17 protein-coding genes are annotated in these 15,504 nt (G+C 64.1%); 8 read left to right on the top strand and 9 right to left on the bottom strand.

The features are described from left to right. The 3 genes from HY019_RS12375 to HY019_RS12385 form a co-directional block, all read right to left on the bottom strand. A partial coding sequence (locus tag HY019_RS12375) for a DUF6160 family protein (RefSeq protein WP_290692498.1) occupies positions 1–525 on the bottom strand: 525 nt, incomplete at its 3' end. 335 nt (positions 526–860) lie between these two features. Continuing rightward, a complete protein-coding gene (locus HY019_RS12380) occupies positions 861–1,553 on the bottom strand; it encodes a VTT domain-containing protein (protein ID WP_290692500.1) in 693 nt (230 codons plus the stop codon). A gap of 143 nt (positions 1,554–1,696) precedes the next feature. Next, a complete protein-coding gene (locus HY019_RS12385) occupies positions 1,697–2,380 on the bottom strand; it encodes an excisionase family DNA-binding protein (RefSeq protein WP_290692502.1) in 684 nt (227 codons plus the stop codon). Positions 2,381–2,553: 173 nt separating this feature from the next. Between HY019_RS12385 and greB the strand changes: the two genes are divergently transcribed. Further along, positions 2,554–3,117 (top strand): transcription elongation factor GreB, encoded by a 564-nt coding sequence (greB, locus tag HY019_RS12390; protein ID WP_290692504.1) that lies wholly within the window; start codon positions 2,554–2,556, stop codon positions 3,115–3,117. Here greB and HY019_RS12395 read toward each other — a convergent pair. The 4 genes from HY019_RS12395 to HY019_RS12410 all read right to left on the bottom strand — a co-directional run bounded on the left by HY019_RS12395 (position 3,111) and on the right by HY019_RS12410 (position 7,381). Continuing rightward, positions 3,111–5,312 (bottom strand): bifunctional (p)ppGpp synthetase/guanosine-3',5'-bis(diphosphate) 3'-pyrophosphohydrolase, encoded by a 2,202-nt coding sequence (locus HY019_RS12395; RefSeq protein ID WP_290692506.1) that lies wholly within the window; start codon positions 5,310–5,312, stop codon positions 3,111–3,113. The two genes, greB and HY019_RS12395, sit on opposite strands and share 7 nt — an antisense overlap. 180 nt (positions 5,313–5,492) lie before the next feature. Then, positions 5,493–5,696, bottom strand: coding sequence for a DNA-directed RNA polymerase subunit omega (rpoZ, locus tag HY019_RS12400; RefSeq protein ID WP_035039139.1), 204 nt, complete (start codon positions 5,694–5,696; stop codon positions 5,493–5,495). 42 nt (positions 5,697–5,738) lie between these two features. After that, on the bottom strand, positions 5,739–6,359 hold the full coding sequence (gene gmk / locus HY019_RS12405; RefSeq protein ID WP_290692508.1) for a guanylate kinase: 621 nt from the start codon (positions 6,357–6,359) through the stop codon (positions 5,739–5,741). Between the two features lie 71 nt (positions 6,360–6,430). Next, a complete protein-coding gene (locus HY019_RS12410; protein WP_290692510.1) occupies positions 6,431–7,381 on the bottom strand; it encodes a YicC/YloC family endoribonuclease in 951 nt (316 codons plus the stop codon). Between the two features lie 29 nt (positions 7,382–7,410). Here HY019_RS12410 and HY019_RS12415 point away from each other — a divergent pair, with 29 nt between their 5' ends. The 7 genes from HY019_RS12415 to HY019_RS12445 all read left to right on the top strand — a co-directional run bounded on the left by HY019_RS12415 (position 7,411) and on the right by HY019_RS12445 (position 14,086). After that, positions 7,411–8,379 (top strand): serine/threonine-protein kinase, encoded by a 969-nt coding sequence (locus tag HY019_RS12415; protein WP_035039133.1) that lies wholly within the window; start codon positions 7,411–7,413, stop codon positions 8,377–8,379. Positions 8,380–8,397: 18 nt separating this feature from the next. Next, positions 8,398–9,333, top strand: coding sequence for a PP2C family serine/threonine-protein phosphatase (locus tag HY019_RS12420; RefSeq protein WP_290692512.1), 936 nt, complete (start codon positions 8,398–8,400; stop codon positions 9,331–9,333). Positions 9,334–9,405: 72 nt separating this feature from the next. Next, a complete protein-coding gene (gene rph, locus HY019_RS12425; protein ID WP_290692514.1) occupies positions 9,406–10,146 on the top strand; it encodes a ribonuclease PH in 741 nt (246 codons plus the stop codon). 29 nt (positions 10,147–10,175) lie between these two features. After that, complete coding sequence (gene rdgB / locus HY019_RS12430) at positions 10,176–10,853, top strand: RdgB/HAM1 family non-canonical purine NTP pyrophosphatase (protein ID WP_290692516.1); 678 nt, start codon at positions 10,176–10,178, stop codon at positions 10,851–10,853. Positions 10,854–10,879: 26 nt separating this feature from the next. After that, positions 10,880–12,118 carry a radical SAM family heme chaperone HemW gene (gene hemW / locus HY019_RS12435; protein ID WP_290692518.1) on the top strand — a complete coding sequence of 413 codons (1,239 nt, stop codon included), beginning with the start codon at positions 10,880–10,882 and terminating at the stop codon, positions 12,116–12,118. Positions 12,119–12,182: 64 nt separating this feature from the next. Continuing rightward, positions 12,183–12,674, top strand: coding sequence for a hypothetical protein (locus tag HY019_RS12440; RefSeq protein WP_290692520.1), 492 nt, complete (start codon positions 12,183–12,185; stop codon positions 12,672–12,674). After that, the gene (locus tag HY019_RS12445; protein ID WP_290692522.1) at positions 12,671–14,086 is read left to right on the top strand and encodes a GAF domain-containing protein; all 1,416 of its coding nucleotides are present in this window, start codon (positions 12,671–12,673) and stop codon (positions 14,084–14,086) included. The genes HY019_RS12440 and HY019_RS12445 overlap by 4 nt, the downstream gene beginning before the upstream one ends. 22 nt (positions 14,087–14,108) lie before the next feature. On the opposite strand, the gene HY019_RS12450 is transcribed toward HY019_RS12445, so the two are convergent. Then, positions 14,109–14,528 (bottom strand): hypothetical protein, encoded by a 420-nt coding sequence (locus HY019_RS12450; protein ID WP_290692524.1) that lies wholly within the window; start codon positions 14,526–14,528, stop codon positions 14,109–14,111. After that, positions 14,521–15,297: a hemerythrin domain-containing protein gene (locus HY019_RS12455; RefSeq protein ID WP_290692525.1), complete on the bottom strand. Its 777-nt coding sequence runs from the start codon at positions 15,295–15,297 to the stop codon at positions 14,521–14,523. The genes HY019_RS12450 and HY019_RS12455 overlap by 8 nt, the downstream gene beginning before the upstream one ends. Positions 15,298–15,504: the final 207 nt, after the last annotated feature.

The raw sequence follows: 15,504 nt of genomic DNA on the forward strand, positions 1-15,504 counted from the left end.
GGTGATGCTGGGCGTCAGAGCCGAGTTCAGCTTGGCGTTGGGGAAAGCGAATTGCACAACGTCGGAGCCAGCGTAGATGGCGTCGCCGGTGGCAGCACCGAAGGCGTCATACGTGGCGGTCGTCAGCTTTTGCAGTTCGCCGGCGATCACAGCACCGTTGGCGGTGGGCAGGCCCAGGCCAGCAGCGGCAGCAGCAGCGCTGGTTGCGTCAGCCTGGGTGTAGCCCAGACGTGCGCCGATGGAGTTGGCCACGGTCGACACGAAGGAAGCCTTGTTCAGGATGTCCACGGTCATCACGAACATGCCCTTGATGCCGATGTCGTTGAACGACACGGAACCGCCGGTGGCGTCGGTGTCGGTGTACTTGAACGAACCGATGTTGATGTTCAGGTCACCAGCGATCGACACGCCGTCCTGGCCGCTGACTTGGCTCAGGGCTGCGTCGTCGATGGACGACATGGCGGAAGCAGAAGCGGCCACGGCGGTCAGAGCCAGGGCGATGACGGACAGTTTGAAAGCTTGCATGTAGAACTCCAGGTATGTGTGTATGTGAGTCAATGTCTCTCGCCGGCCTTGTCATGCAACCTGCCAGGTGATCAATCCGTTCGGTTGGCCCGATGCGACGTCTGCATCGAAACCGCGACGACAAGGCTGCGGCGTGGACGAATCATCGGGCTTTGTTACAAGCACCTGACTGGCCCAGCAGGCCAAGCGCATGACCCTTCAAACCACCCTAATGAAGGGCGAGGAAACCCCTTAAGTGACAGCCCTTAGGGAACCGTTCACGACTAGGCTGAAGGCGACAAAAAAGGGGCCTCGGCCCCTTGAAATCGCGTGGAAACCCGCTCATCGGGTTGCGTTCAAGCCGCGCGCAACAGCCTTTTTCGGACCCACCAAAAAACAACGCCCAGCAGAACCACGCATGCGGCCAAGGCCACGTAGCTGCTAGTGCCTGGTGCACGCCAGGCCTCGGCCAGGCGGTCCATGAACAGGGAGATCATCACCGTGCCGGGTAAGAGCCCGAAAAAGGTCCCCAGCACGTAGTCGCGCAGGCGCACGCGCAAGGCCCCGGCCACCATGTTGACCACGATAAAAGGCGCCACCGGCATCACCCGCACCGCCATCATCGTGAGCAGGCCGCGCCGCTGCATGTGGCGAGAGAGCAGCGCCAGGCGCCCCTTGGTCCACCGGTCCATGGTTTGCGCGCCGGTATAGCGGCCAATGCCGTAGGTCACCGTGGCGCCTGCCACCATGCCGAAAAGCGCGTAGGCCATGCCCGGCCAGGGCGTGAACACCAGGGCACCCACCGTGATCAACACGAGCACAGGCATGCCCAGCAGCACCGCCACGACATAACCCCCCATCACGGCCAGCGGCCCCAAAGGCGTGGCCAGCAATTGCCTGCCCTGCTCACTGAGCGACTGAGGATCAAGCCAATGGCGCATATCGGGTTGCCGCCAGAGCAGCGCCAACCCGATCAGGATCGACACATACACCGCCAGCACCAACCAACGCCAGGCCAGCCCTGAGGCTGCAACAGGCTTGTCACTCACAACGAACTCCGTCTCACGTGGGGCGCCTGCCACCCCGTCCTTGCCACAGGCAGCAGCATCTTGAGGCAAGATTTGGCGCAAGTCAGCCGGTGCTTACCTTGGCGTTCGGTGAGATCCCCCGGGACTTGGGGGGTAGCGTGGGCTCAGGAGACGCGCTGGCCCAGCAGCCATCGGCCCACACGCACCGCCACGGCCTCGGCCGTCACGGGCAGGCGCATCACTTCGGCAGACCTGGGCAGCCCACCGCGACGCGCAAGTTCATGCTCGCCGCTGTCGGTCAGCGCCAGGATGCGCATGTTGGCAATGGATTCGCAGCGCTCCAGAGTCCGCAACATCGCCATGCCGTCCATGCCCGGCAATTCCAGGTTCGTGATCAACAAGTCCGGCACCTTCTGCCCGATCTGCAGCAAAGCCAGGTAGCCCGTCTCCGCGAAACGCAGCTTGACCGCCGCCCCATAGGGCTCCATGGCCTGCGCACAGCGGGCCTGCCAATCCTGGTCATCGGCCACCAGCAACACATCCATCGGGGCGCCGGAACGGCCCAGCTCAGGCAGAGAAGGCACCGGCGCGTCGTCCAGCAAGGGGCGCTCGTTGTGCCGGTTGAGCGCACTGCGCGGTACCGGCTCGCCACCCAGGCCGGTGCTCAAGGCCAGGGCCTCCACCGCGTTGTAGGGAATGCGGCGATGCCCGCCTGGCGTGCGCGCAGCAGGCAGGATGTTGGCTTCCACCCAGAGTTGCACGGTGCGCAGCGAAACACCCAGGCGCACGGCGGCCTCACGTGTGGTCAACATGCGGGCAGCGGGGCCCAGAGGGATCACTTGCGACATCTCGCGCCTTTCAGGGACTCAAACGGGCGGTTGAAATGGGGTTGTTATCGGCAGCCATTTCATTTTTGCGAGTTCAAATGCGCTTCGGTACACGCGCTGGCGAACAAAGGCGAGACCCTCGTGAAGAAATGACGCTTTCCCCTCGGTCAGAGGATTGGGCACAATCGCGTTCCATGAGCAAAGCCTTCACCAAGGAAACCGAGAGCGATGACGATGACGATCTGTCATTGCCCCCCCTGCCAGCCGGCGGCAAGAACTACATCACGCCGCAGGGTTACCAACGCCTGCGCACGGAATTGCTCAACCTGATCGACATCGAGCGCCCCAAGATCGTGGAGATCGTGCACTGGGCCGCCTCCAACGGCGACCGCTCGGAAAACGGCGACTACATCTACGGCAAGAAGCGCCTGCGCGAAATCGACCGCCGCATCCGGTTCCTGACCAAACGGCTGGACATCGCCGAAGTGGCCGACCCCTGCCTGCACCATGGTCATGACCAGGTGTTTTTTGGCGCCACCGTCACCTACGAGAACCTGCAAGGGGTGTCACGCACCATCACCATCAAGGGCATCGACGAGGTCGACAATCTGCAAGGTGAAGTCAGCTGGATCTCACCCATTGCACGCGCACTGCTCAAGGCACGTGAAGGTGACGAGGTTCAGCTGATGACCCCCGGCGGCCTGGAGCGCCTGGAGATCATCAAGGTCAGCTACCCGGCCCCGCCCACCAGTCACTGACTGAAGCGTTCGGCCTTGAGCACCACCGAGCAGCGCTTGAGCGTGCGGATCACATCGGCCAGGTGCTCGGCGTCGCGCACGGCCAGCGTGAGCTTGAGTTCGGCCGTTTCGCCCAGGCGCTCGTCACCCATCTCGATATGGGTGATGTCCGTCTCGGCGCTGCTGATGGCCGCAGCCACCTGAGCCAGCACGCCCTTGCCATTGGCCACCAGCACCTTCACCGCGGTTTCGAACAGGCGGGTGGGCTCGTCGGACCAGCTCACGTCGATCCAGCGTTCGCTGTCGCGCTCGAACAGGCGCTTGCCCACCCCGCAAGATTGCGTGTGCACGACAAGGCCTTCGCCACGGCCCAGATAGCCCGCGATCGGGTCGCCCGGCACCGGACAGCAGCATGGCGCCAGTTGCACCGTCGCGCCTTCACTGCCATCGATGATGACCGAACCCTGCGACGGGGTTTCATCCGAGAAGCGACCCAGCGTCAGGGTCAAGGCATCGGGCTTGGAGCCCGACTCGGCCATCAACTGCGCCAGGCGCTTGGCCACCATGGTCGCGATCTTGCGGCCCAGGCCGATGTCGGCCAGGAGTTCGTCTCGGCTGCGGTTGCCGCCCCAGCGGATCAGGCTTTGCCACAGCACACCGGCATTGCCCTCGGTCGTCTCGTTGCCAGCCGGCATCGTGAGGCCTTCAGCGCGCAGCGCCTGCATCAAGAGCTTCTCGCCCAGCTCCAGCGACTCCTCGGCCTCCATGTTCTTGAGGTAGTGGCGAATCTTGGAGCGGGCGCGGCCCGTGCGCACGAAGTTCAACCAGCTCGGGTTGGGCTTGGCGCTCGCGGCCGTGATGATCTCGACCACGTCGCCACTGCGCAATTCGGTGCGCAGGGCCACGGGCTCGCCATTGACCTTGGCCGACACGCAGCGGTCACCCACCCCGGAGTGGATCGCATAAGCAAAGTCCACCAGCGTGGCCCCCTTGGGCAGCGCCACGATGCGTGACTTGGGCGTCAGCACATAAACCGATTCGGGGAACAAATCGATCTTGAGGTGCTCCAGGAACTCGGCGGAATCGCGGGTCTCGTGCTGGATGTCGATGAGCGACTGCAGCCACACGGCGGCCTGCTGCGGCGAGGCGTCGTCGGCCGCATCCTGCTCCTTGTACATCCAGTGCGCGGCAATACCCTTCTCGGCCACCGCATGCATGGCCTGCGAGCGGATCTGGAACTCCACCGCCGTGCCCACCGGGTTGACCAGCGTCGTGTGCAGCGACTGGTAACCGTTGGCCTTGGGGATCGCGATGTAGTCCTTGAAGCGGCCCGGCAGCGGCTTGTAGAGCTGGTGCAGCACGCCCAAGGCGCGATAGCAATCGAGCAGCTCACGCGCGACGATGCGAAAGCCGAAGATGTCGCTGACCTGGGCAAAGCTCAGGTGCTTTTCGATCATCTTGTTGTAGATCGAGAAGATGGTCTTCTCGCGGCCATAGACCTCGACCTGCATGTCGGCATCGCGGAAGGCTTCTTCTACCTCCTTGCGGATGCGGTCCACCAGGTCGCGGCGGTTGCCACGTGTCTTCTTGACGGCCTTGGACAGCACCGAGTGCCGCCAGGGGTTGATGTACTGGAAGGACAGCTCCTGCAGCTCGCGGTAGGTCTGGTTCAGGCCCAGGCGGTGCGCGATGGGCACATAGATGTCCAGCGTCTCGCGGGCGATGCGGGCCCGCTTGTGCGCCACCATCGCTTCCATGGTGCGCATGTTGTGCAGGCGGTCGGCCAGCTTGATCAGGATGACGCGCACATCGCGCGCCATGGCCAGCAGCATCTTGCGGAAGGACTCGGCCTGCGACTCTTCCTTGGTCGAGAACTGCAGCTTGTCCAGCTTGGTCAGGCCATCCACGATCTCGGCCGTGGGGGCGCCAAAACGCTCGATCAGCTCGATCTTGGTGACGCCGCAGTCTTCCATGGCGTCGTGCATGAGCGCGGCCATGATGGCCTGGGCATCGAGCTTCCAGTCGGCGCACAGGCCTGCCACCGCGATGGGGTGCGTGATGTAGGGCTCGCCACTGGCGCGAAACTGGCCCAGGTGGGCCTCGTCGGCGAAGCGGTAGGCGTCACGGACGCGGCGGATGTCCGCCTCGTCCAGGTAGTCGAGTTTGTGGGTCAGCGCAGCAAAGGAAGCCGCCGCAGCATCGTTGGCCAAGGTCATGTGTTGACTGTAGCTTGATTGAGAAAGCCCCGGGGCCGACTGAATCAATCAGGGAAACCAATCGGGAAATCAATCGGAAATCAACGGGGAAATGGCAAAGGCCCGTTCGAGACGGGCCTTTTATGCAAGTTCGGGGCCGCCGTCAGTCAGCAGCGTGAGCCCGACAGGAACACACGACGATCAGGTCGGGACCTTGCGCAGCATTTCCAGGCCAACCTGGCCAGCGGCGATCTCGCGCAGTGCGGTCACGCCAGGCTTGTTGCGCGACTCGATCTTGGGCGTGTGGCCTTGGCTCAGCATGCGGGCACGGTAGGTTGCAGCGAGCACCAGCTGAAAGCGGTTCGGGATCTTTTGCAGGCAGTCTTCAACGGTGATGCGGGCCATGTGGGCGCTCCGGTAGGGTGTCTGAATCAGCCAAAAAGCCGGTCAGACCAGATTGAGGGCACGGAACACGGCAGACTTGTTCCGGCGCTGAGCTGCATATTTTAACCGCTGTGAGTGAACAATGGCTTTTAAATCGAACAAAGCCGATTCAAAAAGTGCATTCACGACGATGAAATCGAAATATTGCGCCTGGCCGACCTCGATGCGGGCATTGGCCATGCGCAGCTCGATGGTCTCGGGGCTGTCCTCGCCACGGCGGTTCAGGCGCTGCGACAGCTCTTCGTAGCTGGGCGGCAGGATGAAGATCAGGATGGCATTGGGGAATATCTTCTTGATCTGCAAGGCACCCTGCCAGTCGATCTCCAGGACCACGTCCTCCCCGCCCTTGATGCGGCTTTCAATGGCGTGGCGCGAGGTGCCGTAATGGTTGCCGTGGACCTCGGCATGCTCGAAGAAGTCGCCCCGCTCAACCATCGCCAGGAAGTCTTCCGTGGTCGTGAAGTGGTACTCGCGGTCTTGCTGCTCCTGCCCGCGCGGGGCCCGCGTGGTGTGCGACACCGACACCTGCAGGCGCGAATCGAGCTCCAGCAGGGCCTTGACCAGGCTGGATTTACCAGTGCCGCTGGGCGCGGACACCACGAAAAGGTTGCCGGGATAGTCCATGACGTTGTCTCCAGAACTCGCCGGCGTCGCGCCCGCGGACATGGTGGAGGTTTGGGAAGGGTTATCGGCCGTCATTCGATGTTCTGAACCTGTTCGCGCATCTGTTCGATCAAAACCTTCATTTCGACCGAAATCTGCGTCAACTCCAGCGCCGCGGCCTTGGAGCCCAGTGTATTGGCCTCGCGGTGCAATTCCTGGATCAGGAAGTCCAGGCGCTTGCCCACTTCGCCGCCCTTTTTCAGCAGGCGGCCAATTTCGTCCAGGTGGGCCTTCAGGCGCTGCAACTCTTCGTCAACATCAATGCGCAGGGCGTAGGCCGCGGCCTCGTTGAGCGCGCGCTCTTGTGCCGCCTCTGGCGTCACCGAGCCACCCACGGCCTGCAGCGCCTCCTGGTATTTTTGGACGAAACGCTCCTGCTGACGCTGCACGGCCAGGGGCACCAGGGGCGTGGCCTGCTCGGCCAGGGCCAGCAGGCCCTTGAGCTTGTCCTTGAGGATGCCCACCAGGCGGGCGCCTTCGCGCTCACGAGCCTCCTTGAGCGCCTCGATGCACTGGCGGGCCGACTCCAAGGCAGCGTCCTCCAGCTTGACCGAGGGTGCTGCCGAACGGCACCAGTTCAGGATCTCGTTGACCGACAGCGGCGTGGCCTTGGGCAACCAGTTCTGCACCGTGCCCTCCAGCCGCGCCAGGGTGTGGAGCTGGTCAGGCTGGGGCGTAGGCCAACCGGCGTCGGCCGCGCGCTGCGGTTGCAGGCGCAACTCGATCTTGCCGCGCTTGAACGACGCGGTGAGCAGGTCACGCAAGGCAGGTTCGAGCGCACGGAACTCGTCAGCCAGCTTGAAGCTCAGATCCAGGAAGCGGCTGTTGACGGAGCGCAGTTCCGCCCCCACGCCGCCCGAGGCGCTCTTGCCACCGCCAGCGCGTGATGCAGTGGACGAATCCCCCTCATCGGTGTTTTCACTGACGTGGTCGGGAGCCGACGCAACCGCGCTGGCAAAGCCGGTCATAGAGTAGACTGACATGGTTACTTGACACCAGACAAAACTAGATTATGTCAAAGCCGAAACCTGCCCCGTTGCCTTCGGGCACCGTCGTGGGCGGCTACCAAGTCGTCAAGAAGCTTGCCGCAGGCGGTTTCGGGGTCGTTTACCTTTGTGAAGACCCCGATAAACGGCTCGTCGCGCTCAAAGAATATCTGCCCGCCTCCCTGGCAGAACGCGCCCCCGGCGAGTTGATTCCCCGCGTCAAGCCCGACAAGCAGCCGCTGTACCGCCTGGGCCTGAAAAGTTTTTTCGAAGAAGGCCGCTCGCTCGCCCAGATCGCCCACCCCAGTGTGGTGTCGGTGCTGAATTTCTTCCGCGAGAACGAAACCGTCTACATGGTGATGAACTACCTGCAAGGGGATACCCTGCAGGATTTCATCGTCACCGCACGCGATCTCAAGCGCGACAAGGTCTTCCGCGAATCCACCATCCGCTCCCTGTTCGATGAGATCCTGCGCGGCCTGCGCATCGTGCACCAGCACAAGATGCTGCACCTGGACATCAAGCCGGCCAACATCTTCATCACCAACGACAACAAGGCGGTGCTGCTGGATTTCGGTGCCGCGCGCGAGGTGCTGTCCAAGGAAGGCAACTTCATCCGCCCGATGTACACGCCCGGCTTTGCCGCGCCCGAGATGTACCGCCGCGACGGCTCGCTGGGCCCCTGGACCGACATCTACGCGATTGGCGCGTGCATTTATGCCTGCATGCAGGGCTACCCCCCCAACGATGCGCCCCAACGCCTGGAAAAAGACCGCTTAGGGCTTTCTCTCTCGCGACTGCGCAACGTGTATTCGGATAACCTCATCGAAGTGACCGAGTGGTGCATGTCACTTGACCCGCTGGCCCGGCCGCAGAGCGTTTTCGCCCTGCAAAAAGAACTGGCCCGCGAGACCGAAAGACGCTACTCCAAGCTCACCTTTGCTGAGCGGGTCAAACTGCAACTTGAAAACCTCAAATCGGGCGCAAAGGCATAAGCGGGGCATGAAGCAGCCATGAGATTCTCCGTCTACCAGATCAGCCGTAAAGGCGGCCGCGAGAAAAATGAAGACCGCATGGGCTATTGCTACACGCGGGATTCGGGCCTGTTTGCGCTCGCAGACGGCATGGGCGGCCACCCCGAAGGCGAGATGGCGTCTCAACTGGCCTTGCAGACCATGGCCGCGCTGTACCAACGCGATGCGCGTCCCACGCTGGCGGACCCCATCCGCTTCCTGCAGGACGCCGTGATGGCCGGGCACCACCAGCTGCTGCGCTATGCGAGCGAAAAAGGCCTGATGGACACGCCGCGCACCACCATCGTCGCCTGCATCCTGCAAGGCAATGCGGCCTACTGGGCCCACTGCGGTGACTCGCGCCTGTATTTCGTCCGTGGCGACAAGCTGATTGCCCGCACGCGTGACCACTCCTATTCCGAACTGCAGCAGACGCTGTCGACCGTGGTGCCGCTCAACGAGCGCTACAACCGCAACGTGCTGTTCACCTGCCTGGGCAGCCCTGGCAAGCCCGTGGTCGACACGGCTGGCCCGCTGATCATGCAGGAAGGCGACCGCATCATGTTGTGCTCTGACGGCATGTGGGGCACCGTCGAGGACGAAGAAATCACCCGCCACCTGTCCACCCGCACCATCTCGGACGCCGTGCCGGAACTGGTCGAAGTGGCCCTGCGCAATGGCGGCGTCAAATGCGACAACGTCACTGTGCTGGCCATGGAGTGGGAGTCCGCCACCAACGACGACCAGCCTAATGTGCACACCGACAACCTGGGCGACGAGGTGTTTGCCTCCACCATCCAGGCCAGCGTCGGCAGCACCGGCACACCGGGCGACAATGTCGAAGCCGACGACCTGGACGAAGCCGAGATCGAACGCTCGATCCGCGAGATCAACGAAGCGATACGCCGCTCGGCCAGCGCCGCCAAGAAAAGCTGAGCTGCCACCGCCCCCGTCTGACTGATCAACCGGCCGCTGTGGCCGGTTGGTTTTTTTACCAGGAACCTCCCCATGGCATACCAGCGCACCCAAGGCCGTGCCGCAGACGCACTGCGCCCCCTGAGCATCACCCGCGGCTACACCAAGCACGCCGAAGGCTCGGTCCTGATCTGCTTTGGCGACACCAAGGTGCTGTGCACCGCCTCGGTCGAAGAAAAGGTGCCCCCGCACAAGCGCGGCAGCGGCGAAGGCTGGGTCACGGCCGAATACGGCATGCTGCCCCGCGCCACCCATTCGCGCAGCGACCGTGAAGCTGCACGCGGCAAACAGACCGGTCGCACGCAGGAGATCCAGCGCCTGATCGGCCGCAGCCTGCGCGCCGTGTTCGACCTGGCCAAGCTGGGCGAGCGCTCCATCATCATCGACTGCGACGTCATCCAGGCCGATGGCGGCACCCGCACCGCGGCCATCACCGGCGCCTATGTCGCGGCGGTGGACGCCGTCACGGGGCTGATCGCCAAAGGCAAGCTCACCGCCAGCCCCATCCTGCACCCGGTGGCCGCCATCAGCGTGGGCATCGTGGACAGCACGCCCCTGCTGGATCTGGAATACACCGAAGACTCGGCCTGCGACACCGACATGAACGTGGTCATGACAGGTGCGGGACACTTCGTGGAAGTGCAAGGCACGGCCGAAGGCGTCGCGTTCACCCGCCAGGAAATGGACCAGTTGCTGGCCCTGGCCGACAAGGGGGTGCGCGAGCTGATCACGGCCCAGGCCGCCGCGCTGGCCAAGCCTTTGACTCTGGCCTGATCTCCGCCTGATCCCTTTTTGAGCGCACCATGAGCAAGCAACTGATCCTCGCCTCCAACAATGCCAAGAAGCTGCGGGAGCTGCAGGCCTTGATCACCCCGCTGGGTGTCGACCTGGTCACGCAGGGCTCGCTGGGCATCCCCGAGGCCGAAGAGCCGCACGTCACCTTCGTCGAGAACGCCCTGGCCAAGGCCCGCCATGCCGCGCGCATCGGTCAAGGCCCGGCCATTGCCGATGACTCCGGCCTGTGCGTGGCCGCCCTGGGGGGCGCACCGGGCGTGCGCTCGGCGCGCTATGCAGTCGACGCCGGCCGCATTGCCGAAGGCCTGCCGCGCGAAGCCATCGACGCGGCCAACAACGCCTGGCTGCTCGATCAGATGCGTGGGCAGGCGCAGCGCCGCGCCCACTTCACCTGCCTGCTGGTGGCCGTGCGCCATGCCGATGACCCCGAGCCGCTGATCGCCGAAGGCCATTGGGAAGGTGAACTGCTGGAAGCTGGCCAGGGCGAACACGGCTTTGGCTATGACCCCCTGCTGTGGCTGCCCGCCTACCAACAAAGCGCGGCCCAGCTGGCGCCCGAGATCAAGAACGGCGTCAGCCACCGCGCCAAGGCCTGCCAGCGCATGCTGCACATGATCGAGGCCCAATGGGGCCTGGCTGGTGTGAACCACGCCGACACCGATGCACGCTGGCCCTGGCAGCGCTGAGTGCACCGTACAAGACCACACACCCCATGATCACGCTGCAACGCCCCGGTGCCCTGCAGGCCTTGCCGCCGCTGTCCCTGTACGTGCACCTGCCCTGGTGCCTCAAGAAGTGCCCCTACTGCGACTTCAACTCGCATGAAGTCACTCGGCTTGGCAAAGCAGGCCCGAGCATCCCCATTGCCCAGGATGCGCCCAGCGCCTCCAGGCAGCTGAACGCCCAGACAGAAAGCCTCTACCTCGACGCCTTGTGCGCCGACCTCGAATCCGCCCTGCCGCAGATCTGGGGCCGCCGCGTGCACACCATCTTCATCGGTGGCGGCACCCCCAGCCTGTTCTCGCCCGACAGCATCGACCGCCTGCTGGCCGACATCCGCGCGCGCCTGCCGCTGGAGCCGCAATGCGAGATCACCATGGAGGCCAACCCCGGCACGTTCGAGAAGGACCGTTTCAAGGCCTTCCGCCAGGCCGGCGTCAACCGCCTGTCCATCGGTGTGCAAAGCTTTGACGATGCCAAGCTCAAGGCCCTGGGCCGCGTGCACGACCGCGCGCAAGCCATCGCCGCCATCGAAGAAGCCCAGCAGCATTTCGAGACCTTCAACCTCGACCTGATGTACGCCCTGCCCGGCCAGAGCCCCGCCGATCTGGACGCCGACATCAGCCAGGCCCTGGCCTTCGAGCCACCGCACCTGTCGCTCTACCACCTCACGCTCGAACCCAACACCGTCTTCGCCACGCAGCCGCCCAAAGGCCTGCCCGATGACGACACCGCCTTCGACATGCTGGACCACCTCATCGAGCGCACCACCGGCGCCGGCCTGCAGCGCTACGAGGTGTCCGCCTATGCCCGCCCAGGCCACCAATGCCAGCACAACCTGAACTACTGGCAGTTCGGCGACTACCTGGGCATTGGCGCCGGTGCGCACAGCAAGATCAGCTTCCCTGACCGCATCGTGCGGCAGGTGCGCTGGCGCGAGCCCGCCACCTACATGGACAAAGCGCGCCAGGGCCTGGCCTGCTCCAACGACACCGAGGTGGACCTGTCCTCGCGCGCCTTCGAGTTCATGATGAACGCCCTGCGCCTGAAGGACGGCTTCGAGCTGCTGCGTTTTGGCGAGCGCACCGGCCTGACCCTGGCCAGCATCCAGCAGCCACTGGCCCAGGCCGAGGCCCAGGGCCTGCTGCAACGCGATCTGGCCCGCGCCTGGCCCACCGCCAGGGGCTTTGATTTCCTGAGCGATCTGCAAGCCCTGTTTCTGAAGGATTGAGGCGCCCCCCGTCGCCACCTACAATCCGGCGACATTCCCGCTTCAGTCTCAGTCGAACAGCAGCATGACACCAGCCTTGCTCAGCGACGGTACCGTGGCCTTCATCCAGCGGGAGGTGGCCATCGATGTTGCCTCGTGCTCATCGGATCTGCGCCCCAGCGCCTGCCGGGGCTTCGCCTGCCGCGTCTCACCCGACCGGCAACGCCTGACCATTTTCGTGCGCCGGGGCGAAGCCAGCCAGGTGCTGCAGGACGTGCTCGGCCAGGACGTCATCGCCGTGGTGTATTGCCTGCCAGAAACCGAAACCGCCATCCAGATCAAGGGGCGCCAGATCAGCCTGTCTGCGGCCAATGCCGACGACGTTGCCTGCGTCGAACGCTACCGCCACGCCTTTGTGGACGGCATCGTGCGCCTGGGCTACGGGCGCGAATTCGGCCTGTCCCACATGGCAATCGAAGCCGGGCAACTGGTGGCCCTGAGCTTCACCCCGGAGCAGGTGTTCGAGCAAACACCGGGGCCCATGGCCGGCAAGCGCATGGGGGGCAGCCAGCCATGAGTGCCGTCGTGAACGCCGTCTGCATCGCCCATCTGCGCAACTGCTTTGAAGGCGGGGTGCCCAGTGCCCTGTCCACCTGCTCGGTGGATGGCACGCCCAATATTGCCTACCTGTCGCAGGTGCAGTACGTGGACCAGAAGCACGTGGCCACCACCTTCCAGTTCTTCAACAAGACGCGGCAGAACATCCTGGCCAACCCCTATGCCTTGCTGAAGGTCGTGGACCCGCTCAACGGCAGTGGCTACAAGCTGCATGTGCGCTACCTGCGCACCGAAACCAGCGGCCCCTTGTTCGAGAGCATGAAGGCCAAGCTGGCCGGCATCGCCTCGCACACCGGCATGACCGAGGTGTTCAAGCTGCTGGGCTCGGACATCTACGAGGTCGAGCGGGTCGAAACCATCGTTCACCCCATGCCCGGCATCCTGCCCGCTGTTCAGGACAGCCTGCCCAAGCTGCGCCACATGAGCGCCATGCTGAACGCCAGCCGCGACCTGGACGAGTTGCTGGACAACACCCTCACCGCACTGCAAACCGTCTGCGGCATCGGCCACATGATGATCCTCAAGCTCGACGAGTGCGGCGAGCGCCTGTTCACCGTGGCCACCCGGGGGTACGACCAGTCCGGCGTGGGCTCCGAGATCCCGATGGGGCACGGCGTGATCGGCGTGGCCGCGCGCGAACGCACGCCCATCCGCATCTCGCACATGACCAGCGAGTACATCTACGGCAAGGCCGTGCGTGACAGCGCCGAGGCGCTGGGCCTGCACCACCAGCTTGAAACGGCCATCCCCATGCCCGGCCTGCCCGAATGCCGCAGCCAGATGGCGGTACCCATCACGGCGGGCGCCACGCTGTATGGCGTGCTGTACGTTGAGAGCCACGAAGACCTGCGCTTCACCTACGACGATGAAGACATGCTGCAGATCGTGGCACAGCAGTTTGGCTGGATGGCGCAGAGCATGGCCTGCGCCGACCCCGCAGAGCCAGCCACGGATACGCCAACCTTGCCGGCATCAACCGCGTCGTTCACTGTCACTGCTGTGTCCGCCCCGCCGATGACAACCATCACACCAGCCCTCGGTGACGAGCGTCCCGTGCTGGTACGGTATTTCAAGGCCGACCACAGCATCTTCCTTGACGAGGACTACCTGATCAAGGGCGTGGCCGGCGCCATCTTCTGGAAGCTGGTGCAAGTGCGCCAGCACGAAGGCCGCGACCAGTTCACCAACCGCGAGCTGCGGCTGGCCCCGGACCTGTCCCTGCCGGATATCGCCGACAACCTCGAAGCCCGTCTGGTGTTGCTGCAACGCCGCCTGGCCGAGCGGACCCGTTGCGTGCGCATGCACAAGACGGGCCGAGGCCGTTTCCAGCTGCAGGTGATGCAACCCCTGAAGCTGCAATCAGCCGACTGATCAGCCTGACTGCCCCATCACATCAGGCCGCAGCCAGCGCCGTGGTCTGCCGACGGGGCGCCGTCTCGGCCACCACCGAGCGCCCGGCATTGCGCCAGACATTGACGGCAAAGGCCAGGAAAGCCAGCGCCACGATCAGCGAGCCACTGCCCACCACTGGCTCGGCCATGGGCAGGTGATGCAGCACCGCATAGATGCCACCAGCCATCAAAGGCAGCCCCAGGTTGTGCAGCCAGAACTGCACCTTGGCCAACACGCTGCCCGCCATGGCCGGGAAGACCTGGTAGGCCATGGCCATCAGTGCCATCGACACCCAGCCCACCAGGTTGATGTGCACGTGCACCCCCTTGTTCGTGAAGTCGCCCGAAGCGGCCATCACGATCCCCATGCCAATACCGAAGAGCGCGTACAGCACCGCGCAGCGCAAAAGGTTCTTAGCCATGGCAAGCCACCTCCGACTTCAGGGCGGCTTGCAGCTTGTGCCAGGCGCGGGCGTTCAACAAGGGGCGGGCCATGTCCAGCTGGGATGCGAACACCTCGGGCGGCATGCCCTGGCGCATGCCACTGAGCATCTCCACGCGCTCGGGGTGCGACAGTTGCGGCAGGATCCAGCGGAAGTGGTGGGCCATTTCATCCGCGGGCACGCTGGCCAGCAGCGCATCGTGGATTTCGATGAGCTCTTCATCGCTGAAGTGACGCCACAGCACGGCATTGTGCTCACGCTCCTCCAACAACATGTGCTCGTAGTTGTCCGCCACAAACAGGCTCAGCAACTGGTACAGGCGCTGCCAGGCTGAAGCCTGCTGCACCTCCGTGGCGGCCAGGGCCTGCCTCAGGCAGCCACTCAGGGCATCGATGTTGGCCACATGCTCGACATGCTCCTGCGCGCAACTGGCGCTGCTGCCCGGGGCACGGCGCTCCATGGCGGTGTGCAGGAAATCGTTCTCGTGCTTGAGGTGCTCGCCGCAGATGTGCAGCAAGGTCCGCACGACATCAGCCGCCTCCTGGCGCTCCTGCGCGTCGGTGTAATCGGTGCTGCCAACACGAACCAGCGTATCGGCCATGAAGGCGCGCAGCCCCTTGTGCACGCCTTGGTACAGGTTGAAGCGCTGGCTGTGATCCAGGGCCTGGTCAACCAACTGCTTGCCGCGTTGTGCCCCGGGTTGCGCCCCGAATTGCTCGACGGGGATCTCTTGCGTGATGTAGCTCATGATGTCACTTCCTGTTGTGGCCCTGCTTGCTGCACCAGGCCGTTGTTGATGATGGAAGTGACTGTAGGGACGCCGCGCTTTCCCGTTTCGTAAATGCTTCTTCAGCAATTCTTAAAGCGCTCTTAACCCCCCATCAGGGCGCCCTCCGCGGGGGGAATGTTTCGGCGAACGAGCGAGCCAAGAGGCAAAAAAAAGGCCGCTGGCTCT

The organism is Aquabacterium sp. (assembly GCF_016195855.1).
In the GTDB taxonomy this organism is placed as follows: domain Bacteria; phylum Pseudomonadota; class Gammaproteobacteria; order Burkholderiales; family Burkholderiaceae_C; genus Aquabacterium.

Coding starts and splice junctions, on each gene's coding strand:
- HY019_RS12385 (WP_290692502.1), bottom strand. CDS start 2,380: ATGTCGCAAGTGATCCCTCTGGGCCCCGCTGCCCGCATGTTGACCACA.
- greB (WP_290692504.1), top strand. CDS start 2,554: ATGAGCAAAGCCTTCACCAAGGAAACCGAGAGCGATGACGATGACGAT.
- HY019_RS12395 (WP_290692506.1), bottom strand. CDS start 5,312: ATGACCTTGGCCAACGATGCTGCGGCGGCTTCCTTTGCTGCGCTGACC.
- rpoZ (WP_035039139.1), bottom strand. CDS start 5,696: ATGGCCCGCATCACCGTTGAAGACTGCCTGCAAAAGATCCCGAACCGC.
- gmk (WP_290692508.1), bottom strand. CDS start 6,359: ATGGACTATCCCGGCAACCTTTTCGTGGTGTCCGCGCCCAGCGGCACT.
- HY019_RS12410 (WP_290692510.1), bottom strand. CDS start 7,381: ATGTCAGTCTACTCTATGACCGGCTTTGCCAGCGCGGTTGCGTCGGCT.
- HY019_RS12415 (WP_035039133.1), top strand. CDS start 7,411: ATGTCAAAGCCGAAACCTGCCCCGTTGCCTTCGGGCACCGTCGTGGGC.
- HY019_RS12420 (WP_290692512.1), top strand. CDS start 8,398: ATGAGATTCTCCGTCTACCAGATCAGCCGTAAAGGCGGCCGCGAGAAA.
- rph (WP_290692514.1), top strand. CDS start 9,406: ATGGCATACCAGCGCACCCAAGGCCGTGCCGCAGACGCACTGCGCCCC.
- rdgB (WP_290692516.1), top strand. CDS start 10,176: ATGAGCAAGCAACTGATCCTCGCCTCCAACAATGCCAAGAAGCTGCGG.
- hemW (WP_290692518.1), top strand. CDS start 10,880: ATGATCACGCTGCAACGCCCCGGTGCCCTGCAGGCCTTGCCGCCGCTG.
- HY019_RS12440 (WP_290692520.1), top strand. CDS start 12,183: ATGACACCAGCCTTGCTCAGCGACGGTACCGTGGCCTTCATCCAGCGG.
- HY019_RS12445 (WP_290692522.1), top strand. CDS start 12,671: ATGAGTGCCGTCGTGAACGCCGTCTGCATCGCCCATCTGCGCAACTGC.
- HY019_RS12450 (WP_290692524.1), bottom strand. CDS start 14,528: ATGGCTAAGAACCTTTTGCGCTGCGCGGTGCTGTACGCGCTCTTCGGT.
- HY019_RS12455 (WP_290692525.1), bottom strand. CDS start 15,297: ATGAGCTACATCACGCAAGAGATCCCCGTCGAGCAATTCGGGGCGCAA.